Below are 21114 nucleotides of genomic sequence, written 5' to 3'. Positions count from 1 at the left end.
CGCAAATCACCCGATTTCGCGGTCACCCTGTACCAAAGCGCCGACAAACCTGTTAGAGGGCGCTTAAAGCGTTTTGTGAACTGGCGGACACGCCAAGAATCGCAAAGACGCATCGAACCAAAGAGCTAGAGCAAACGGACGTTCCGTCCAAACGCGCTTTGCTCTAGACACCTATAAGCCGTTTGAAAGCGTTTGCCATGACCGCGTTAAAATCCGATTTCCTGCGCACCCTTACCGAGCGCGGCTTCATCCACCAGGTGTCGGATCTGGAAGGCCTCGACCAGAAGGCTGCCAGCGAGCGCCTGACCGCCTATGTCGGCGTCGACCTGACGGCAAGTTCGCTGCATATCGGCCATCTCGTGCCGATCATGATGCTGCATTGGCTGCAGAAAACCGGGCACCGCCCCATCACCCTGATGGGCGGCGGCACCACCCGCGTCGGCGACCCGTCCGGCCGCGACGAAACCCGCCGCATCCTGCCGCTCGAGCAGATCGAGGAGAACAAGAACAGCATCCTCAAGGTCTATGACAAGTTCATCGACTATTCCGACGAGCGGGCCATCCTGGTCGACAACGCCGAATGGCTGACCAAGCTCAACTATATCGAGATGCTGCGCGACATCGGCCGCCACTTCTCGGTCAATCGCATGATGTCCTTCGATTCGGTGAAACTCAGGCTCGACCGCGAGCAGGAACTTTCCTTCATCGAATTCAATTACATGATCCTGCAAGCCTATGATTTCGTGGAGCTTTCCAGGCGCTACGGCTGTGCGTTGCAGATGGGCGGCTCCGATCAGTGGGGCAACATCATCAACGGCATCGATCTCGGCCGCCGCATGGGCACACCCCAGCTCTACGCCCTCACCTGCCCGCTGCTGACCACGGCCTCGGGCGCCAAGATGGGCAAGACGGCCGCCGGCGCGGTCTGGCTCAACGAGGACATGCTCTCGGCCTATGACTACTGGCAGTACTGGCGCAACACGGAGGACGCCGATGTCGAGCGCTTCCTCAAGCTGTTCACCACCCTGCCGCTCGACGAGATCGCCCGTCTTGCCGCCCTCGGCGGCTCGGAGATCAACGAGGCCAAGAAGCGCCTGGCCACCGAGGCGACCGCCCTCGTCCATGGCCGCGACAAGGCCGACGCGGCCGAGGAGACCGCGCGCAAGACCTTCGAGGAAGGCACGCTGGCTGGCGACCTGCCGAGCTTCGAACTGGCGGACCTCGCCGAGGGCGTCGGTGTCCTCAACGCTTTCGTGCAGGCGGGCCTGGTTCCATCGACCAGCGAAGCGCGCCGCCAGATCGCCAGCGGCGGCCTCAGGGTCAACGACGCGGCGATCAGCGATCCCAAGGCCGTGCTTACCAAGGCCGACGTCACCGCCGATGGCGTGATCAAGCTGTCGCTCGGCAAGAAGAAGCACGTGCTGGCAAAGCCGATATGACCTCGGAGCGCGGACATCCTGTCCGCTCTTTCGTTCGGCAAACACCGTGCATGCTAAAAAGGAAGAGCGGACAGGATGTCCGCGCTCCAGCAGGATTTACTCGCCCTTCCGCTGCGCCTGTAGCGAGGCCTGATAGGCCTTGGCCTGCTTGCGGTAATAGATGACGCCGAAGGGAATGGTCGCCAGATAAGCGACGGTAAGCGAGGTCAGCGACTCCCAGGGATAGAGCGCCAGCAGCATCACCACCACCACGGCCACCACGAAGATCGGCAGCACCCATTCGCGCGGAATGCGGTTGCCCAGCTTCTTGCCCGAGAAGGTGGGGATGGTGGAGATCATCAGGAAGGCGATGAGCAGCACATAGGCGAGCTCATATTTGGCATGGCTCGGCTCATGGGTGAGGCCGAGGAAATCGAGATAGATCGGCAACAGCACCGTGCAGGCCCCGGCCGGCGCAGGCATGCCGGTAAAAAAGTTCGCCTGGAAGGCCGGCCGGTTGGGATCGCCGCTGGTCACGTTGAAGCGGGCGAGACGCAGCACCATGCAAATGGCGAAGACCAGCGAGCCGATCCAGCCGATCGATCGCAGATCGTGCAATCCCCAGAAATAAAGGACGATGCCGGGAACCACGCCGAAATTTACGAAATCGGCAAGCGAATCGAGTTCCGCCCCGAATTTCGAGGTGCCCTTGAGATAGCGCGCCACGCGTCCGTCGACACCGTCCAGCAGCGCCGCGACCACGATGCAGCCGATGGCGAGGTCGAGCTTGTTCTCGATGGCCAGGCGAATGGCCGTCATGCCCGCGCAAAGCGCGAGCAGCGTGATCATGTTGGGGATCAGCACGCGCAGCGGAATGGCACGCCGCCTCGGGCCCTCCGGATCCGGACTTCCTGGCTGGAAAGGCGGGAAGAGCGGGTCCATGGTCAGCCGACGCGATGGGTCAGATTCGGCATCGCCGCATTGGCATCCGCCAGGATCGTTTCTCCGGCCACCATCTTCTGGCCGATGCCGACCAGGGGGCGCACCCCTTCCGGCAGATAGACGTCGACACGCGAACCGAAGCGGATCATGCCCAGGCGCTGGCCGACGGCGACATGCTCGTTCTCATTGGTCCAGCAGACGATGCGCCGCGCCACAAGGCCGGCGATCTGCACCACGCCGTAGCGGGTGGCACCGGTATCGATGATGAAGCCGTTGCGCTCATTGTCCTCGCTGGCCTTGTCGAGATCGGCATTGAGGAACTTGCCCGGCTTGTAGGCGATCTTGGTGATCGTTCCCGTCACCGGGCTACGGTTCACATGGCAATCGAAGACGTTCATGAAGATGGAAACGCGCAGCAGGGACTGGCTGGCCAGCCCCAGTTCGGGCGGCGGCAGCACGTTGGCGATCTGGCTGACCACGCCGTCGGCAGGCGAGACCACCAGCCCCTCGCGCACCGGCGTCACCCGCTGTGGATCGCGGAAGAAGTAGGCGACCCAGGCCGTGATGATCAAAAGTGGCCAGAACAGAACCTTGATCCATCCCAGCGCAATCAGCGTGGCTACGCCCGCGATCGCCAGGAAAGGGTAGCCTTCGCGGTTGATCGGCACCAGGACTTTGCGGATGGAGGCGGCAAGCGACATAGGCAGGGTTCCAGTTTAGGCCCTGCCTATCGCATGCAGCGGATAAAGACCAGAGCATGTCGTTATCGACAAGAGTGGCTGCCCGCACCTTGTGCAAACTGAAATGGCTGATACAGTTCTGGGCAGCCGAACGTCAGAAGAGGTCGCTTTATGCCAGAGGACGCCCCACAAGCGGGAGCGAGCCGGACACCCGTTGTTCAACTCGACAATATTCACAAGAGTTTCGGCCTCCTGGAAGTCCTCAAAGGCGTTTCCCTTACGGCCCATGAAGGCGATGTCATCGCCCTGATCGGAGCGTCGGGCTCGGGCAAGAGCACGATGCTGCGCTGCACGAATCTGCTGGAGGTTCCCAATTCCGGCCGCATCCTGATCGGAAACGAGGAGATTCGCCTCAAGCCGGACGGCCATGGCGCCATGTCTGTGGCCGATCACAAGCAACTGCAGCGCATCCGCAGCCGCCTGGGCATGGTGTTCCAGAGCTTCAATCTGTGGGCGCACCGCACGGTGCTCGAAAACGTCATCGAAGCACCGGTGCACGTCCTCGGCGAGAACAAGGCAGAGGCCATCGCCCATGCCGAGCAATTGCTGCACAAGGTCGGCCTCTACGCCAAGAAAGACGTCTATCCCGCCTTTCTCTCCGGCGGCCAGCAGCAGCGCGCGGCGATCGCTCGCGCCCTTGCCATCCGCCCCAAGGTGATGCTGTTCGACGAGCCGACCTCGGCGCTCGACCCGGAACTGGTCGGCGAAGTGCTCAAGGTGATCCGCGATCTCGCAGCAGAGGGCCGCACCATGCTGCTGGTGACCCATGAAATGGCCTTCGCCCGCGATGTCGCCAACCATGTGATGTATCTTTACAACGGCAATGTCGAGGAGGAGGGCCCACCCCAGAAGGTGTTCGGCAATCCCAACAGCGAGCGTTGCCGTCAATTCGTCACGCCGCGCCAGCACTAGGGCTAGGGCGGCCTGCGAGGCAAGCGTTTCCGCTTGACGGAAAAGTTCGGGGGGCAGGAGGGCACCAGGACTCGCGCATCAGGTACAACAATCCAAGAAAACCTAGAAAAAACAGCCATCTATCAGGGGACCAAAATGAAACACTTCAGCGCCAAACTCCTCATGGCGACCGCTTTCTTTTGTAGCGCGGCCTTCGCCTCGGCCCAGGCCGATACCATCAAGGTCAGCGTCGCGGCCGAGCCCTACCCGCCCTTCGCGTCAAAGGATGCCTCCGGCCAGTGGGTCGGTTTCGAGGTCGATCTGGCCAAGGCCGTCTGCAAGGCCGCCAAGCTTGATTGCGAGATCGTCGCCACGGCCTGGGACGGCATCATCCCTGCCCTGATCGCCAAGAAGATCGACGTGATCTGGGCTTCCATGACGATCACGCCGGAACGCTCGGCCCAGATCGGCTTCACCATCCGCTACTACAACACGCCCCCCGAGTTCATCGGCAACAAGGCCGACAAGTTCGACTTCACGCCGGAGGGCATGAAGGGCAAGTCGATCGGCGTGCAGACCAGCACCATCCACGCCCAATATGTCCAGAAGACCTACCCCGACGCCGACATCAAGAGCTATGGCACCCAGGACGCCGCCAATGCCGACCTCGCGGCCGGCCGTCTCGACCTGGTGATGGCCGACGCCGCCGCACTCGACGACTTCCTGGCCGGCAAGGACGGCCAATGCTGCGAGATGAAGCAGTTCCCCAAGGATCCGGTCTTCGAAGCTGGCGTCGGCGGCGGCCTGCGCAAGGAGGATACCGATCTGAAGGCCAAGCTCGATGCCGGCATCAAGGCGGTCTATGCCGATGGCGAATTCGACACGATCCAGAAGAAATACTTCAAGTACGACGTCGGCACGCCGCCGAAGTGAGATAGGCAGTCCGGTTCACTCCTGCTGAACTGAACCGGGCTTTCTCCGGCCGGCCTGAGAATTCGGGCCGGCGCCTTTTCTTCCTGCGGGGTCGGGCGTGGAAGCTTTCTGGAATCTCCTGATGTCCGGATGGGGCGTATCGTTGCTCCAGGGCCTGGTCATCACCATCGAAATCTCGGTCGGCGGCTATCTGACCGGCCTCGTCATCGGCGGCTTGGTTGCCTGGGCCAAATTGCGCGGGCCGCGCTGGCTGGTCGCGCTCGCCAATGGCTATTCCACCATCTGCCGTGCCGTGCCCGAGGTGCTGCTGATCCTGATCCTCTATTATGCCGGCCAGCAGGGGCTCAATGCCCTGATGGCCTGGCTCGGCTATGGCACGCTGGGAATCGGCGGTTTCTTCGCGGCCATCACCGTGCTCGGCGTGGTCAATGGTGCCTATACCTCGGAGATTCTGCGCGGTGCCGTGCTTGCCTTGCCGAAGGGGCAGATCGAGGCGGCCCGTGCCTATGGCATGCATGGCTTCGGCCTGTTCCAGCGCGTCATCCTGCCCTTGATGATTCCCTTCGCTTTTGCCGGCCTGACCAATCTCTGGATGACCATGCTGAAGGATTCGGCCCTGATTTTCGTGGTCGGCTACAACGAGCTCACCTTCACGGCCGTGCAGGCGGCGGCCTCGACGCGCATGTATTTCCCCTTCCTGCTGCTCTGCGGCGCGATCTATTACGCGCTGACGCAATTCTCCAACATCTTCATCAAAATGTTCGAGCGTCACATCCGGCGCTGGACTCCCAAGCTGGGGTGACCATGTCCGCGGATCTGGCAAGCTGGTTTTTCGAGAATTTCGGCTGGATCGGCAAATATTGGCCGGCCATCCTCAGCGGTTTCTTCACCACGCTGAAACTGCTGTTCTTCTCGCTGCTCTTCGGTTTTCCCCTGGCGGTGCTGGTGGGCTTCGGCCGGGTTTCCAAGAACAAGCTGATCTATGCCATCGCCTCCAGCTTCGTGTCGGTCATCCGCGGCACGCCCCTGCTTGTGCAGATGTTCGTCTATTACCAGGGCCTGGGCTCGCTCTTTCCCGCCATCCCCGGCATCCGGCAATCCTTCATCTGGCCGGTCCTGAAGGACGGCTATTATTACGTCATCTTCGCCCTGGTGCTGAGCGTGGGCGGCTATGTCGGAGAAGTCGTACGCGGCGCGCTGCTGTCGGTCCCGCGCGGCGAACTGGAAGCGGCGCGGGCCTATGGCTTTCGTGGTTTTGCGCTGGTGCGTCGCATCTGGCTGCCCCGCGCCATGCAGGCGATGATGCCGACCTTTGCCGGCGAGACCGTGCTCTGCCTGAAATCGACCGCCCTCGCCTATCTGGTCAGCGTCCAGGATCTCCTGGGCCAGATCAACATCATCCGCTCGCGCGAGGCGATCACCTATACGCCTTTGCTGGTGGTGGCGATCGGCTACCTCATCACCACGCTGGTGATCGAAGCCATCTACCGGCGCCTGGAGGCCGGTTTCGCCAAGACGGTGAAGCCGCACTGAGGCGGCGCATCACGGAGTGCCGGCCTCGCAGTTACGGCACTTGATGGCGCGAGGTCGACGACCTCCAGCCGACAGATGCAGCCTATCCAAGAGTGTCGACCAGAGGTCGACACTCCAAGCCACCCTTTTCGCGGGTGCCGGATTTCAGCCGTGCCAGCGTAGCGACATGCAGGACAGGCCCGCGTCGATCTTGGCGATCTGCGAAGTCGGCAGCCGGACGACGCTATAGCCCTCGGCTTCGAGCAGGGCCGCCGTACGCGGATAATCGATGCCGACGAAGACCCGGTCGTTCACCCTGAGCGCGTTGGCACCCGCCTCCTCGCCTTCCGGCGTCAGCAGCACCCGCATGCCCTCGAACACACCGGAGGCGGCGAGACGGGCGGTCGACAGCATGGTGGTGTCGTCGAGCAGCGAACAGTCGGACTTGAAATGCAGGACGCCTGGCGGCGTGGTGACGACGACGCCCTTGCGGCCGAGTTCGGCCAGCAGAGCAATCAGCTCCTCCGCCCCTTCCCGCGTGGTGCGGTCGGAGAGGCCGATCATCACCGCCTGGGGCGTCACCAGCACGTCGCCACCATCGACGAAACCGGGCCCCTGCAACGCCAGGACCTTCTTGAAGCGCGCGCGCAACACGGGCGTGATCTCCGCCGTCTCGCCGAAACGGCTCTGGGCGCCGACCCGCAGCAGGATCGCTCCCTCGGGAAACACCAGGGCCGGATCCTCCACGAACAGCGAATCCGGAAACGCCTCGAGGGCAGGCAGAACTTCGACGGCAACCCCTGCGGCCTGCAAGGCCTCGATGTAGAGACGATGCTCGGTCGTGACGCCCTCATGGGTCGGCGCACCACGATCCTCGGCCCGCAGGCCCTGGGTCACGCTCACCGGTGGCAGGCGCACGATGGCATTGTCGAAAGCATAGACGGGAAAGGCGCTCATGCTCGCTCCGATCGAAAGGGATTGAAGTCCGCCGGTATCACTCTTCCGGCGGACGGTATTGAATGACCTGGGTCCACAGCCCATAGGCAGCAACGGCCGCGAACATCAGGCCCCAGAACTGGTTGCCATTGTAGAGCTCGACCCCGGCCCAGGCCGCGGGCAGCACGCAGAGCAGCACCCGGACCCAGAGCGGCCTCATCCAGTTCGGCGTGTTGGGCTGGGCCATCGGCTCAGCCCTCGGCCAGCGCCGCGGCGATGGCATCGAGCGCACTCTGGGCCTTGGACCCGTCGGGGCCGCCGGCCTGCGCCATGTCGGGCCGTCCGCCACCGCCCTTGCCGCCGAGCGCCTCGGAACCCTTGCGCACGAGATCGACGGCATTGAAGCTGTCGGTCAGGTCCGCCGTCACGCCGACGACGAGGCCGGCACGGCCGTCCTCGGAGGTCGCCACGATGGCGACGACGCCCGAACCCACCTGCTTCTTGCCCTCGTCCGCCAGCGCCTTGAGGTCCTTCAGCTCGATACCGGTGACGGCCTTGGCCAGCAGCCTCGTCTTGCCGACCGTGCGGATCTCGCTGTCGCCCCCGCCGCCGCCCATGGCGAGCTTCTTGCGCGCCTCGGTCAGTTCGCGTTCGAGCTTGCGGTTCTCCTCGACCAGGGTGGCTAGGCGATCGCCCGCTTCCGCCACGGGCGTACGCAGCACGTCGGCCAGGCCCTGGAGCAGGCGGCTCTCATTGACCAAATGCTGGCGAGCCCCCTCCGCCGTCATCGCCTCGATGCGGCGCACGCCGGCCGCGACAGCGCCGTTGGAGACGATGCGGATCAGGCCGATGTCACCGGTGCGCCGCACATGGGTACCGCCGCACAGTTCCACCGACCAAGCCTTGTTTGAAGAATCGGCCTTGTTCGAGCCGGGCTGGCGCTGGCCCATCGAGACGACACGAACCTCGTCGCCGTATTTCTCGCCGAACAGCGCGCGGGCACCGGAGGCGATCGCATCGTCCACGCTCATCAGATGCGTGGTGACCTCGCTGTTGTCGAGCACGATGGCATTGGCAAGGTCCTCGATCTCCTTGATCTCCTCGTCCGAGATCGGCTTGGGATGCGAGAAGTCGAAGCGCAGACGGTCGGGCGCCACCAGCGAGCCCTTCTGCGCGACGTGATCTCCCAGCGTCAGGCGCAGCGCCTCATGCAGCAGATGCGTGGCCGAGTGATTGGCCCGGATCGCGGAACGCCTGACATGGTCGACGACGAGTTCGAGCGGCTCCTGAACCTTGAGCGTGCCCTCCTCGACGGTGACGGCATGCACGAACAGATCGCCGAGCTTCTTCTGGGTGTCGGTCACCGCCACCTTCAAGCCCGTCGCCTGCACCGTGCCCGTATCGCCCTGCTGGCCGCCGGACTCGCCATAGAATGGCGTCTGGTTGAGGATCAGGAAGCCCTTGTCACCCTGCGCCAGTTGATCGACCGGCTTGCCGTCCTTGACCAGGGCCAAGGCTACGCCTTCGGCGCTCTCCGTCTCATAGCCGAGGAATTCGGTGGCGCCGACCTGCTCGCGCAGGCCGAACCAGACGGTCTCGGTGGCCGCATCGCCCGATCCGGCCCAGGCGGCGCGCGCCTTGGCCTTCTGCTGCTGCATGGCGGCCTGATAGCCCTCGAGATCGACCGAAATGTTGCGGGCGCGCAGCGCATCCTGCGTGAGGTCGAGCGGGAAGCCATAGGTATCGTAGAGGGTGAAGGCGACATCGCCCGAGAAGACCTGGCCGTCGCCGAGCTTCAAGGTCTCGGCGTCGAGCAAGGCAAGGCCCCGCTCCAGCGTGCGCCGGAAACTGGTTTCCTCCAGGCGCAGGGTCTCGCTGATCAGGGCTTCGGCCCGCACGAGCTCGGGATAGGCGGCGCCCATCTCGCGCACCAGTGCCGGCACCAGCTTCCACATGACGGGTTCCTTGGCGCCGAGCAGGGAGATGTGGCGCATGGCGCGCCTCATGATGCGACGCAGCACATAGCCCCTGCCCTCGTTCGATGGCAGCACGCCGTCGGCGACCAGGAAGGAGGAAGCACGCAGATGGTCGGCAATGACGCGGTGGCTGGCCAGAGCCGGGCCCTCGGCCGGCACGCCGATCGCCTCGACCGACGCACGGATCAGGGCCTGGAAGAGATCGATGTCGTAATTGTTGTGCTTGTTCTGCAGCACGGTGGCGATGCGCTCGAGACCCATGCCGGTATCGATCGAGGGATGCGGCAGGTTGACACGCTCGCCGCCCACCAGTTCCTCGAACTGCATGAAGACGAGGTTCCAGATCTCGATGAAGCGGTCGCCATCCTCGTCCGGCGAGCCGGGCGGGCCACCCCAGATGTGGTCGCCGTGATCGTAGAAGATTTCCGAGCACGGACCGCAGGGGCCGGTATCGCCCATGCGCCAGAAATTGTCTGAGGTCGGGATGCGGATGATGCGGTCATCCGGCAGTCCGGCGATCTTCTTCCACAGCCGATGGGCCTCGTCATCCTCGGAGAACACCGTCACCAGGAGCTTGGACGCCGGCAGGCCGAAATCCTTGGTGATCAGGTTCCAGGCGAGCTCGATCGCGCGATCCTTGAAATAGTCGCCGAAGGAGAAGTTTCCGAGCATCTCGAAGAAGGTGTGATGCCGGGCCGTATAGCCGACATTGTCGAGATCATTGTGCTTGCCGCCGGCGCGTACGCATTTCTGCGAAGTCGCGGCGCGCGAATAGGGACGCTTCTCGATGCCGGTGAAGACGTTTTTGAACTGCACCATGCCGGCATTGGTGAACATCAGGGTCGGATCGTTGCGCGGCACCAGCGGCGAGGACGCCACGGCCTCGTGGCCGTTCCGCACGAAATAGTCGAGGAAGGTGGATCGGATCTCGTTGACGCCGCTCATGCCCAATTTGCCTATTTGGCCCAAGTGCCTGTTTGGCTGGTCCCTTCCTTACGGCCTGGCCAGCAATCATGGTGGTGGGGCGTTGTAGCGAGGCTGTTTCGGCCTGTCGAGGCGCTCATTCACGAAAAACCCGCCTGCCGGGCCTGACAGGCGGGTTTTTCAGGACCAAGCGGCAAGGATCGCTCCCCGAACCTGCGGGGGACGGCAGCCGCCTCAATCGTCCTCGGCGTCCGCCGGATCGATATTGTCGAGGATGCGTTCGGCGATCAGGCCGGCATTCTGGCGAATCTGGCCCTCGATCTTGTCGGCGACATCCGGATTGTCCTTGAGGAACTGCTTGGCGTTCTCCCGGCCCTGGCCGAGGCGCTGGCTCTCATAGCTGAACCAGGCACCGGACTTCTCGACCACGCCGGCCTTGACGCCGAGATCGATCAGTTCGCCCACCTTCGAGACGCCCTCGCCATACATGATGTCGAATTCGATCTGCTTGAAGGGCGGCGCCACCTTGTTCTTGACCACCTTCACGCGGGTCTGGTTGCCGACCACCTCTTCCCTGTCCTTGATCGCACCGATACGGCGGATGTCGAGGCGGACCGAGGCGTAGAATTTCAGGGCGTTGCCGCCCGTGGTGGTTTCCGGGCTGCCATACATCACGCCGATCTTCATGCGGATCTGGTTGATGAAGATGACCATCGAGTTGGAACGCCCGATCGAGGCCGTCAGCTTGCGCAGCGCCTGGCTCATCAGGCGGGCTTGCAGGCCTGGCTGCACATCACCCATCTCGCCTTCGATTTCGGCCTTGGGCGTCAGCGCCGCGACGGAGTCGATCACGATGACGTCGATCGCACCCGAGCGCACCAGCGTGTCGCAGATCTCGAGCGCCTGCTCGCCGGTATCGGGCTGCGAGATCAGCAATTCATCGAGATTGACGCCGAGCTTGCGGGCATAGACCGGATCAAGCGCATGTTCGGCGTCGATGAACGCGCAGACACCGCCCCTCTTCTGGGCCTCGGCGACGCTATGCAGCGCCAGCGTGGTCTTGCCCGAGGATTCCGGCCCGTAGATCTCGATGACCCGGCCCTTGGGCAGGCCGCCGACACCGAGCGCGATGTCGAGACCAAGAGAACCGGTGGAGATCGCCTCCACCTCCATCGTCTTGGTACCCTTGCCGAGCCGCATGATCGAGCCCTTGCCGAAGGAGCGTTCGATCTGTGATAGGGCGGCGTCGAGCGCCTTCGTCTTGTCCATGGAGCTTCCTTCGACCAAGCGCAGCTGCGTCTGACTCATATGCCCGTTTCCCTATCAAGCACGAACGGATTCGTCATCCGGACCAATCAATTTCCAACACCGGGCTGCAATCTTGTCGCAATTCGAAGCCCCGTGGCGCTATGTACCCATTTTGTTCTCGTTAACGCAAGTTCTATTTTTGTTCTCAAATTTCTTATTTAACAAAGGCTGATCACCGGGCGGCTTGCGATAAATCATCATACCATTGCACCGATCAGGCTTGCGCCCCAAGGCCCTCCCCGTCCAAACTCCTCGCCGCCAGGATGCGCCGGCAACCCGATCGGCAAATGCGGGACAGGAAACGGGACGATTGCAATGACGAATGCGCAGGAAAGCGTCGGCTTCATCGGAGTCGGCTATATGGGCCATGGCATGGCCAAGAACATCGTGGAGAAGGGCTATGCGTTGACGGTGATGGGGCATCGCAACAGAGCGCCGGTGGAGGATCTCGTGGCGCGCGGCGCAAAGGAAGCCAAGAACCCGCGCGAGATCGGCGCCGCTTCCAGCATCGTCTTTCTGTGCGTCACCGGCTCGCGGCAGGTCGAAGCACTGATACGGGGTCCCGACGGGCTCAAGGCCGGCCTGAAGCCGGGCTCCGTCGTCGTCGACTGCTCGACTTCCGATCCGAACTCGACCCTGGCGCTCGCTGCCGAACTCGCCGAAGCCGGCATCGACTATGCCGATGCCCCGCTCGGCCGCACGCCGAAGGAGGCCTGGGAAGGCACGCTCGACACCATGGTCGGCGCCAGCGACGCCCTGTTCGAGCGCCTCAAGCCGGTGATATCGACCTGGGCCGGACGCATCGTGCATATCGGCGGCACGGGCGACGGCCATCGCATGAAGCTGCTCAACAACTTCGTGTCGCTGGGCTATGCCGCCCTCTATGCGGAGGCCCTCGCCTTGTCGCAGAAGGTCGGTATCACGCCCAAGCGCTTCGACAGCGTCATTCGCGGCGGGCGCATGGATTGCGGCTTCTACCAGACCTTCTCGCGCTGGGTGCTGGAGGGCGACGAGAATGCGCATAAATTCACCATCGCCAATGCCTTCAAGGACCTGACCTATCTGGAGGCGATGGCGGACGCCGCCGGCTTGGTCAATCCGATCGGCAATGCGGTGAAGAACTCGTTCGGGGTGGCGATGGCCGCCGGCGGCACCGAGCGCTACGTGCCGATGCTCACCGACTATATCGGCCGCCTGAACGGCACCGATCTCGTCCCGGCCAACCAGAACTGACCGGACACCAGATGCGAAACGCCGCGCTCCTTCGTGAGCGCGGCGTCATGTTTCCACCTGTATAAACCAGGTCAGAAGGTACGGCGTAAGCGCACGCCGGCACCGACGGCGTCAACCGTCTTGCTGTTCAGCCCTTCCGGGTCCTTGTTCTGGTACCAGACTTCGGCGCCGGCGATGAAGCCCTTGACCACGGTGTAGTTCACCTGACCGCCAACGACATAGTAGTTGAAATTGTCGGTGATATTGGACGCGATGCGCGGTGCGTCGAAGTGCAGATAGCCGCCGAACAGGATGGCCTGCAGGTTCTTGGTCACGTTGAGACCGGCCTCGCCCTGCACGGCAAAGCCCTTGGCGCTATCGAGATCATGGATCGCGCCGTTGGTTATGTAGGCGTCCGTGCCTCCAAAGCCCAGGGTGGACGAGCCGTTCGGCTGGGAACCACCGACGCCGAGATATTTCACCGCTCCGTCCGCGTAACTCGCTTCGGCTGCGATGTAGGCGCCCTCGAGAACCGGTAGGTTGACGTTGCCGCCAACACCGATCGAATAGCCATATTTCGTACTGTAGCCGGCCGTTGCGCTGCGATTCTGATGAAGGGCGCCCATCACCTGGAAACGGCCCCACCCGTTCTTGTTGTCGTCATAGCCGATGACGCCGACGATATCGGGCATCTGGGCACCGCCCACGCCACCCGCAACCGTGACGCCGTTGACCACGACATTGTTGCCGTAGACCGAGGCATTGGCACGATGATCGCGGCCGTCTTCGATCGACAGGGTGGCGTAGGCCTTGTCGAACTGCGCCGTATAGCTGATCAGGTTGCGTCGGCCCTGCTCGCCGAAATAGGGCGCGAAGAACTCGGCCTGATAATTGGGGTCGTAGAAGGCATAGGGCGACCAGGCATAACCGGCCGTCAAGCCGCCGAACTGCAGATAGGCCTGGCGTACCTGGAAGGTGTCATGCGTAGCCGCACCCGCGTTCGACTCGGCCTGGAGTTCGAAGAAGGAGCGCAGCATGCCCCAATCGGTCTGGGTGCGCGCATCGAAGCGGATGCGGGCATTGGTCCGGAACTGCGTCTGGCTGATGTTGCGCTTGCCCGTGGCATTGCTGGGCGCTTGCGCGAACCAATAGTCGGCGCGGATCTGGCCGCTGATCTTCAGGCAGGTATCGGTACCCGGAATATAGAAGAAGCCCGGACCAAACGCCGTACATACCTTCACATATTCGACAGCCTCGCCCTTGCTCATCGGCAAGTCCGCGGCAGAAGCCGCAACAATGCTAAGAAATCCGGCGCCGGCACCGAGTAAAATTGCACGAATAGACATGGAAATACCCCGATCTCATAAGTCGACCCTTTCAAAAGGGCCTCTCTCTTCGGCAAGCCGGCAAAGCAATATTGGGCATACCGAAGAGGCGCGGTCGTTGTGCACCGCGATATCGAAGCTTTCCTCCCAGGCGAGACATTACACAATGTTAAGGTGAGTCACCGTTCTGACACAAAAGGGCTTTGTCCATGACAGTTGCGAATTCGCAACAGCACGCAAGACGTGCATGAAAAAGGCCCCTCCCTTTTCAGGAAGAGGCCTCGCCGAAAAAGTGGGGATGAGCGAACTCAACCGAGGTTGAGTTCCTTGAAGAAGTCGTTGCCCTTGTCGTCGATGACGATGAAGGCCGGGAAGTCCTCGACCTCGATGCGCCAGACCGCCTCCATGCCGAGTTCGGGATATTCGAGCACCTCGACCTTCTTGATGCAGTCCTGGGCGAGGCGCGCGGCCGGGCCGCCGATCGAGCCGAGATAGAAGCCGCCATGCTTGGCGCAGGCCTCGCGGACCTGGGCGGAGCGGTTGCCCTTGGCCAGCATCACCATCGAGCCGCCAGCCGCCTGGAACTGGTCGACATAGCTATCCATCCGGCCCGCCGTGGTGGGGCCGAAGGAGCCGGAGGCATAGCCGGCCGGCGTCTTGGCCGGGCCGGCGTAATAGACCGGGTGGTTCTTGAGGTAGTCGGGCAGCCCTCCCCCCGCTTCCAGCCGTTCGCGCAGCTTGGAATGGGCGAGGTCACGGGCCACGATGATGGGCCCCGTCAGCGACACACGCGTCTTCACCGGATGGCGCGACAGGGTCTCCAGGATATTGGACATCGGCTGGTTGAGATCGATCTTCACCACCGCTCCGCCGAGCTTGCTCTCGTCGATCTCGGGCAGGAAGCGCGCCGGATTGTGCTCGAGTTCCTCCAGGAAGACGCCGTCCCGGGTGATCTTACCCATGGCCTGGCGGTCGGCCGAGCAGGAAACCCCAAGGCCGATCGGCAAGCTGGCGCCGTGGCGAGGCAGGCGGATGACGCGGACGTCGTGGCAGAAATACTTGCCGCCGAACTGGGCGCCGACGCCGAGCGACTGGGTGAGCTTATGCACTTCCTTCTCGAGCTCGAGGTCGCGGAAGGCATGGCCGAGTTCGGAGCCCTCGGTGGGCAGGCTGTCGAGATAGCGCGCCGAGGCCAGCTTCACCGCCTTCAGCGTGAGTTCGGCGGAGGTGCCGCCGATCACCACGGCCAGATGATAGGGCGGGCAGGCCGCGGTGCCGAGCGTGAGGATCTTTTCCTTCAGGAAGGCGATCAGGCGGTCCTTGGACAGGATCGAGGGCGTGGCCTGGTAGAGGAAGGTCTTGTTGGCCGAGCCGCCGCCCTTGGCGACGAAGAGGAACTTGTAGGCCTCCTCCCCTTCCGCGGAAATGTCGATCTGCGCCGGCAGATTGGTCTTGGTGTTCTTCTCCTCGAACATCGACAGCGGCGCCAGCTGCGAATAGCGCAGGTTCTTCTTCTCATAGGCGTCGCGGATGCCTTGGGCGATGGCGCCCTCGTCCTCACCGTCAGTCCAGACCTTGCGGCCCTTCTTGGCCATCACGATCGCCGTGCCGGTATCCTGGCACATGGGCAGCACGCCGCCGGCGGCGATATTGGCATTCTTGAGGAGGTCATAGGCGACGAAGCGGTCATTGTCGGTCGCCTCGGGGTCTTCGAGGATGTTGCGCAATTGCTGGAGATGACCGGGGCGCAGCAGGTGATTGATGTCCATGAAGGCCTGCTCGGCCAAGAGCCTGAGCGCCTCGCCATCGACCTGCAGGATCTCGCTGCCGCCGAGCTTCTCGACCCGCACGCCCTCGCTGGTCAGCTTGCGATAGGGTGTCTCGTCCGCTCCCAGGGGAAACAGCGGCACATGGGGATAGCGTGAATTGGAAGCGGAATCGGCAGGCATGGAGAGGATCTCCGGATCAGAACGGGCCAAGGCGGTGCCGGGGCGCCGCCGGTTTGGCCCTGATGTAGTCGCTTTTCGCGCCGCTGCCTACGATCAATTGGAATCGTTCCATGCTGATGGCACCCTGGCCATTCGTGCTTGGCCCAACGAAGCACTCAGGCGGGCACTACCATGGACACCCGGCTTGTGGTTGCGATTGAAGCCGGCGAGGGCCGCCGCCAGGTCGCGATCCAGGGACACTCCATGAACGGATGACATCCCCACATAAACATGTCTTTATATCTCCCTTGACTTCCGAGACACCTTGTCGTTTGCTGTCGTGGTCGAGGTTCTTCCATTCTCGCAATGGAAGCTAAGAGGGAAGCCGGTGCGATGCCGGCGCTGCCCCCGCAACTGTAGACGGCGAGAGCTTGCCTCATCATGCCACTGCCTGCTTCACGCGGGTGGGAAGGCTGGCAGGTTCGGTGAGCCGTGAGCCAGGAGACCTGCCCCGACGAACGTAAACGTCCTCGGGCGGGGTGTCCCGGTGGTTGCATGACAGAGCCGGTGTCCCTGGCCGCGTCAGGCGCTCCCGTACGGCCTTTGCCCCCAGTTCTCATGGGGTCTGCCGATGTTCAAGCTTCAAACTGCCATCATGCGTTACGATGCCGTCGATCCGGCTGTCCGACGACGAATGTGTTGCGGCGTGCCCTGACCGCACGCCGCTCCTCCGCCTCGACCCATTCACTCATCGCGAACCGGGACCGCCAGAGGTCACCGGCCGGAGACACGCATGTCCATTCCCATTTCGACGCTCGGCACGCCACGCATCGGCCCACGCCGCGAACTCAAGACGGCCCTGGAGGCCTTCTGGGCCGGAAAGCAGGACGAAACCGCCCTGCTCTCGACGGCAGCCCAGCTGCGCGCCAGCAACTGGGCCCGGCAGAGCCTCCTCGGCGTCACCCATATCCCCTCCAACGACTTTTCGCTCTACGACCAGGTTCTCGACATGAGTGCGACGGCCGGCGTCATTCCCCGCCACTATGGCTGGGAAGGCGGCCCCGTTCCGCTTTCGACCTATTTCGCCATGGCGCGCGGCAGCCAGGGCCGTAACGATCGCGGCCATGACGATCGCGACCATGCGGGCTGCAGCCACGGCGGCCATGGCGGCGGTGTCCCCGCCCTCGAGATGACCAAATGGTTCGACACCAACTATCACTACATGGTCCCCGAATTCCGTCGCGGCCAGGCCTTCGAACTGGCCTCGGCCAAGCCCATCGACGAATTCAGGGAGGCCGCAGCGCTCGGCTTCCATACCCATCCCGTGCTGATCGGGCCGGTGACCTATCTGCTGCTCGGCAAGAGCAAGGATACGGATCTCGATCCTCTCGCCCTTTTGCCAGGGCTCCTGCCCGTCTATGCCGAGATCCTGCGCAGGCTTGCCGCTGAGGGCGCGGACTGGGTGCAGTTCGACGAGCCCTGCCTGGTACTCGATCTCGACGAAAGGACGCGAAAGGCGCTGCGCCACGCCTATGACGTTCTCACCGGCGCCGTCTCCGATCTGAAGATCATGATCGCGACCTATTTCGGCGGCCTCGGCGACAATCTCGAACTGGCACTCGGCCTGCCCAGCGCAGGCCTGCATCTCGATCTCGTCAGGGCGCCCGCGCAGTTGCGACAGGCGGTCGAACGGGCACCGGCGGACAAGGTGCTGTCGCTGGGCGTGATCGACGGGCGCAATGTCTGGCGGAGCGACCTGACCGCCCTGCTGGATCGCATCGAGCCGGAGGTCGCGGCCCTCGGCACCCACCGCGTCGTCCTCGCCCCGAGCTGTTCCCTGCTCCACGTTCCCTACGATATCGAGGCCGAGAGCGCGTTCGATCCCGAACTCCGCAGCTGGCTGGCCTTCGCCGTCCAGAAGATCGGCGAGCTGAAAACCTTGTCGACAGCCCTGGTCGACGGGCGGCGGGCCGTCGCTGATGAGCTCGCCCAATCGGACGCAACAGCTGCGGCCCGCCGCGTATCCGCCCGTATACACGATACTGGCGTCGCCGCCCGAATGGCCGAGCTCACACCGGCCATGGGCGAGCGGCAACATCCCTATCCGCTGCGTCGCCGGGCCCAGGAGTGGCTCGGTCTGCCGCCCTTCCCCACCACGACCATCGGCTCCTTCCCGCAGACCGGCGCCGTGCGCAAAGCGCGCGCCGACCATGCCAAGGGCCTGATCGGCGATGCCGATTATTACGACTTCCTGCGCGAGGAGACCAGGCAGGCAATCGCCTGGCAGGAGAAGATCGGCCTCGACGTGCTGGTGCATGGCGAATTCGAACGCAACGACATGGTGCAGTATTTCGGCGAGCAACTGGCCGGCTACGCCTTCACCAAGCATGGCTGGGTCCAGAGCTATGGCTCGCGCTGCGTGCGCCCGCCGATCATCTATGGCGATGTCTCACGTCCTCAGGCCATGACGGTGGAATGGGCACGCTTCGCACAATCCCTGACCAAGCGCCCGGTCAAGGGCATGCTGACCGGACCGGTCACCATGCTGCAATGGTCCTTCGTGCGGGACGACCTCGAGCGCGAGCAGGTCTGCCGGCAGATCGCCCTCGCCTTGCGCGACGAGGTCGGCGATCTGGAACGGGCCGGTATCCGCATCATCCAGATCGACGAGCCGGCCATTCGCGAAGGCCTGCCGCTCAGGCACGCCGAAAAGGAGGCCTATCTTGCCTGGGCCGTCGCCTGTTTCCGTCTCGCCGCCTCGGGGGTCGACGATGCCACGCAGATCCATACCCATATGTGCTATTCGGAATTCAACGACATCATCCATGCCGTCGGCGGCCTGGACGCGGACGTGATCTCGATCGAGACTGCCCGGTCCAAAATGGAACTGCTCGATGCATTCCGGGCCTATCGCTACCCCAACGAGATCGGGCCCGGCGTCTACGACATCCACTCGCCCCGCTGCCCCACCGTGGCTGAAATGCGCGACCTCCTCGCCAGGGCGCAGGAGCGGATCGCCGGCGACCAGCTCTGGGTCAACCCCGATTGCGGCCTGAAAACCCGTGGCTGGGACGAAGTCCGCCCCGCCCTCGTCAACATGGTTGCCGCCGCCCGTATACTTCGTGAAGAGATTGCTCCAACGAGAGTGGCGACATCCGCCTGAAAAAGTATGCCGGGGCATGAATTTTGTGCCCCGGCATCCTCTGTCCCCATTGAACAAAAGGGCGATACACACCACCTATTGACACATAGACAGCAAAGCATACTAGATACGGTATTCACAGGTCGCCGGATTCGCCTCCGGCGCTAAGAGGGAATCCGGTAGGCCTTAGGGCAAAGCCGGGGCTGCCCCCGCAACTGTAAGCGGAGAGCGGCTGTCGATTGGCCACTGGCCGAGAGGTGGGTTTACCCCGCCCTCCCCGGGAAGGCAGGCAGTCCGCAACGACCCGCGAGCCAGGAGACCTGCCTGTGGATGCGTATCGTTTCCTCGGGCGGGGTGCCCCGACGGATCGCCTTGCTCGCGGCGCATCATCCTGCGTCGGCGCGGAATGCGCTCCTCGGCCCAAGCCTCCAACATATTGGGGTTTGCCGAATGTCTCTTGATCTCGAAACTGCCACGACCACAAAGACGCCTTTTCCGGTTGCCGGCGCCGACAGGGCGAAGCCGGCCTCGGAGCCCGGCTACCAGGTCATTCGCCGCAATGGCAGCGTCACGCCTTTCGATGCCTCGAAGATCACGGTGGCCGTGACCAAGGCCTTTCTCGCCGTCGAGGGCCATTCGGCCGCCGCCTCGCGCCGGGTACATGACATCGTCGCCGACCTCACCGCCCAGATCGTCGCCGGCCTGACCCGCCGTGCCGACACGGGCCGTACCTTCCATATCGAGGATATCCAGGACCAGGTGGAACTCGCCTTGATGCGCGGCGAGCACCACAAGGTGGCGCGCGCCTATGTGCTTTATCGCGAACAGCACGCCCAGGAACGAGCCCTGGAGCGCGCCGCCAAGGCGGAGGCACAGGCCGGCACTACCCCTGCTTTGCGCATGAAGACGGAGGAGGGTTCCCTGCTGCCGCTCGACCACGCGCGCCTCGCCGCCCTGGTGCTCGAAGCCTGTGCAGGCCTTGCCGACACCAACGCCGAAACGGTGCTGAACGAGACGCAGCGCAACCTCTATGACGGCATCAGCCAGGACGAACTGGCGCTGGCGCCGATCCTCGCCGCCCGCACCCTGATCGAGACCGAACCCGATTATGCCAAGGTCAGCGCCCGGCTGCTCAACGACAAGCTGCGCCGCGAAGCCCTCAGTTTCGTCGCGGGCCGTCCCGACCAGGCGACGCAGGCCGAGATGGCGAGCCGCTACGCCGAATATTTCCACGACTATGTCCGTGTCGGCATCGCCAACGAACTGCTCGATCCGGAACTCGGTCGCTTCGACCTCGCCCGCCTTGCAGCCTCCCTCAAGCCCGAGCGCGACTTGCAGTTCGACTATCTCGGCCTGCAGACGCTCTATGACCGCTATTTCCTGCATGTGCGCGGCACGCGTTTCGAGCTGCCACAGGCCTTCTTCATGCGCGTGGCCATGGGCCTGGCCCTACGCGAAATCGACCGGGAAGCCCGCGCCATCGAGTTTTACGATCTTCTGTCCTCCTTCGACTTCATGGCCTCGACGCCCACCCTGTTCAATTCCGGAACGCTGCGCGCCCAGCTCTCCTCCTGCTTCCTGACCACCGTGTCCGACGACCTCGAAGGCATCTTCAAGGCGGTGAAGGACAACGCGCTGCTCGCCAAATATTCCGGTGGCCTCGGCAATGACTGGAGCAATGTGCGTGGGCTCGGCGCCCATATCAAAGGCACCAATGGCGAAAGCCAGGGCGTGGTGCCCTTCCTCAAGGTCGCCAACGATACCGCCATCGCCGTCAACCAGGGCGGCAAGCGCAAGGGCGCGGTCTGCGCCTATCTGGAGACCTGGCATGTCGACATCGAGGAATTCCTCGATCTGCGCAAGAACACGGGTGACGACCGCCGCCGCACCCACGACATGAACACCGCCAACTGGGTGCCGGATCTGT

16 protein-coding genes and 2 riboswitches are annotated in these 21114 nt (G+C 63.4%); of the genes, 8 read left to right on the top strand and 8 right to left on the bottom strand.

The window, feature by feature from the left end:
* Positions 1–197: 197 nt before the first annotated feature.
* Positions 198–1439 (top strand): tyrosine--tRNA ligase, encoded by a 1242-nt coding sequence (gene tyrS, locus QM672_RS30760; protein ID WP_415087159.1) that lies wholly within the window; start codon positions 198–200, stop codon positions 1437–1439.
* A gap of 96 nt (positions 1440–1535) precedes the next feature.
* Here the strand turns inward: tyrS and pssA are convergent, their stop codons facing one another.
* Both pssA and QM672_RS30750 read right to left on the bottom strand, forming a co-directional pair.
* Complete coding sequence (gene pssA / locus QM672_RS30755; RefSeq protein ID WP_367626981.1) at positions 1536–2360, bottom strand: CDP-diacylglycerol--serine O-phosphatidyltransferase; 825 nt, start codon at positions 2358–2360, stop codon at positions 1536–1538.
* A gap of 2 nt (positions 2361–2362) precedes the next feature.
* Positions 2363–3061, bottom strand: a complete 699-nt coding sequence (locus QM672_RS30750; protein ID WP_311938707.1) for a phosphatidylserine decarboxylase — start codon at positions 3059–3061, stop codon at positions 2363–2365.
* A gap of 150 nt (positions 3062–3211) precedes the next feature.
* Between QM672_RS30750 and QM672_RS30745 the strand changes: the two genes are divergently transcribed.
* From QM672_RS30745 to QM672_RS30730, 4 genes are all read left to right on the top strand, one after another.
* Positions 3212–4012, top strand: a complete 801-nt coding sequence (locus tag QM672_RS30745) for an ABC transporter ATP-binding protein (RefSeq protein ID WP_311938705.1) — start codon at positions 3212–3214, stop codon at positions 4010–4012.
* 135 nt (positions 4013–4147) lie between these two features.
* Positions 4148–4924 carry a transporter substrate-binding domain-containing protein gene (locus QM672_RS30740; RefSeq protein WP_311938702.1) on the top strand — a complete coding sequence of 259 codons (777 nt, stop codon included), beginning with the start codon at positions 4148–4150 and terminating at the stop codon, positions 4922–4924.
* Between the two features lie 121 nt (positions 4925–5045).
* Positions 5046–5726, top strand: coding sequence for an ABC transporter permease (locus QM672_RS30735; protein WP_311938700.1), 681 nt, complete (start codon positions 5046–5048; stop codon positions 5724–5726).
* A gap of 2 nt (positions 5727–5728) precedes the next feature.
* Entirely contained in the window at positions 5729–6457 is a 729-nt protein-coding gene (locus tag QM672_RS30730) for an ABC transporter permease subunit (RefSeq protein ID WP_311938698.1), read from the top strand.
* A gap of 144 nt (positions 6458–6601) precedes the next feature.
* Here the strand turns inward: QM672_RS30730 and QM672_RS30725 are convergent, their stop codons facing one another.
* From QM672_RS30725 to recA, 4 genes are all read right to left on the bottom strand, one after another.
* Positions 6602–7393, bottom strand: a complete 792-nt coding sequence (locus QM672_RS30725) for an arginine deiminase family protein (protein ID WP_367626982.1) — start codon at positions 7391–7393, stop codon at positions 6602–6604.
* A 37-nt stretch (positions 7394–7430) separates the two neighbouring features.
* Entirely contained in the window at positions 7431–7619 is a 189-nt protein-coding gene (locus QM672_RS30720) for a DUF3329 domain-containing protein (RefSeq protein WP_209430862.1), read from the bottom strand.
* 4 nt (positions 7620–7623) lie between these two features.
* Positions 7624–10293, bottom strand: coding sequence for an alanine--tRNA ligase (gene alaS, locus QM672_RS30715; protein WP_415087154.1), 2670 nt, complete (start codon positions 10291–10293; stop codon positions 7624–7626).
* Positions 10294–10506: 213 nt separating this feature from the next.
* Positions 10507–11580 carry a recombinase RecA gene (recA, locus tag QM672_RS30710; RefSeq protein ID WP_311938687.1) on the bottom strand — a complete coding sequence of 358 codons (1074 nt, stop codon included), beginning with the start codon at positions 11578–11580 and terminating at the stop codon, positions 10507–10509.
* Between the two features lie 315 nt (positions 11581–11895).
* Between recA and QM672_RS30705 the strand changes: the two genes are divergently transcribed.
* On the top strand, positions 11896–12813 hold the full coding sequence (locus QM672_RS30705) for an NAD(P)-dependent oxidoreductase (protein WP_415087152.1): 918 nt from the start codon (positions 11896–11898) through the stop codon (positions 12811–12813).
* Positions 12814–12884: 71 nt separating this feature from the next.
* Here the strand turns inward: QM672_RS30705 and QM672_RS30700 are convergent, their stop codons facing one another.
* Complete coding sequence (locus tag QM672_RS30700; RefSeq protein WP_415087150.1) at positions 12885–14060, bottom strand: porin; 1176 nt, start codon at positions 14058–14060, stop codon at positions 12885–12887.
* A 365-nt stretch (positions 14061–14425) separates the two neighbouring features.
* Positions 14426–16066, bottom strand: a complete 1641-nt coding sequence (locus QM672_RS30695) for a fumarate hydratase (protein ID WP_311938682.1) — start codon at positions 16064–16066, stop codon at positions 14426–14428.
* 309 nt (positions 16067–16375) lie between these two features.
* A riboswitch (cobalamin riboswitch) is annotated at positions 16376–16574 on the top strand.
* A 264-nt stretch (positions 16575–16838) separates the two neighbouring features.
* Between QM672_RS30695 and metE the strand changes: the two genes are divergently transcribed.
* Entirely contained in the window at positions 16839–19208 is a 2370-nt protein-coding gene (metE, locus tag QM672_RS30690) for a 5-methyltetrahydropteroyltriglutamate--homocysteine S-methyltransferase (RefSeq protein WP_415087148.1), read from the top strand.
* A 102-nt stretch (positions 19209–19310) separates the two neighbouring features.
* Positions 19311–19530, top strand: a riboswitch (cobalamin riboswitch).
* Between the two features lie 107 nt (positions 19531–19637).
* Positions 19638–21114: ribonucleotide reductase N-terminal alpha domain-containing protein (locus QM672_RS30685; RefSeq protein ID WP_415087146.1), on the top strand; the 1477-nt coding region annotated here is incomplete at its 3' end.

It is taken from the genome of Labrys sp. (in: a-proteobacteria) (assembly GCF_047605565.1).
Classification (GTDB): domain Bacteria; phylum Pseudomonadota; class Alphaproteobacteria; order Rhizobiales; family Labraceae; genus Labrys; species Labrys neptuniae.
The sequence above is the reverse complement of the archived record's forward strand: the minus strand, read 5'-3'. Positions and strand labels throughout refer to the sequence as shown.

Excerpts from the sequence above, each read along its gene's own strand:
- alaS (WP_415087154.1), bottom strand. The coding sequence starts at position 10,293 with ATGAGCGGCGTCAACGAGATCCGATCCACCTTCCTCGACTATTTCGTG.
- QM672_RS30695 (WP_311938682.1), bottom strand. The coding sequence starts at position 16,066 with ATGCCTGCCGATTCCGCTTCCAATTCACGCTATCCCCATGTGCCGCTG.
- tyrS (WP_415087159.1), top strand. The coding sequence starts at position 198 with ATGACCGCGTTAAAATCCGATTTCCTGCGCACCCTTACCGAGCGCGGC.
- QM672_RS30700 (WP_415087150.1), bottom strand. The coding sequence starts at position 14,060 with ATGAGCAAGGGCGAGGCTGTCGAATATGTGAAGGTATGTACGGCGTTT.
- QM672_RS30750 (WP_311938707.1), bottom strand. The coding sequence starts at position 3,061 with ATGTCGCTTGCCGCCTCCATCCGCAAAGTCCTGGTGCCGATCAACCGC.
- QM672_RS30705 (WP_415087152.1), top strand. The coding sequence starts at position 11,896 with ATGACGAATGCGCAGGAAAGCGTCGGCTTCATCGGAGTCGGCTATATG.
- QM672_RS30725 (WP_367626982.1), bottom strand. The coding sequence starts at position 7,393 with ATGAGCGCCTTTCCCGTCTATGCTTTCGACAATGCCATCGTGCGCCTG.
- metE (WP_415087148.1), top strand. The coding sequence starts at position 16,839 with ATGTCCATTCCCATTTCGACGCTCGGCACGCCACGCATCGGCCCACGC.
- QM672_RS30720 (WP_209430862.1), bottom strand. The coding sequence starts at position 7,619 with ATGGCCCAGCCCAACACGCCGAACTGGATGAGGCCGCTCTGGGTCCGG.
- recA (WP_311938687.1), bottom strand. The coding sequence starts at position 11,580 with ATGAGTCAGACGCAGCTGCGCTTGGTCGAAGGAAGCTCCATGGACAAG.
- QM672_RS30740 (WP_311938702.1), top strand. The coding sequence starts at position 4,148 with ATGAAACACTTCAGCGCCAAACTCCTCATGGCGACCGCTTTCTTTTGT.
- pssA (WP_367626981.1), bottom strand. The coding sequence starts at position 2,360 with ATGGACCCGCTCTTCCCGCCTTTCCAGCCAGGAAGTCCGGATCCGGAG.
- QM672_RS30745 (WP_311938705.1), top strand. The coding sequence starts at position 3,212 with ATGCCAGAGGACGCCCCACAAGCGGGAGCGAGCCGGACACCCGTTGTT.
- QM672_RS30730 (WP_311938698.1), top strand. The coding sequence starts at position 5,729 with ATGTCCGCGGATCTGGCAAGCTGGTTTTTCGAGAATTTCGGCTGGATC.
- QM672_RS30735 (WP_311938700.1), top strand. The coding sequence starts at position 5,046 with ATGTCCGGATGGGGCGTATCGTTGCTCCAGGGCCTGGTCATCACCATC.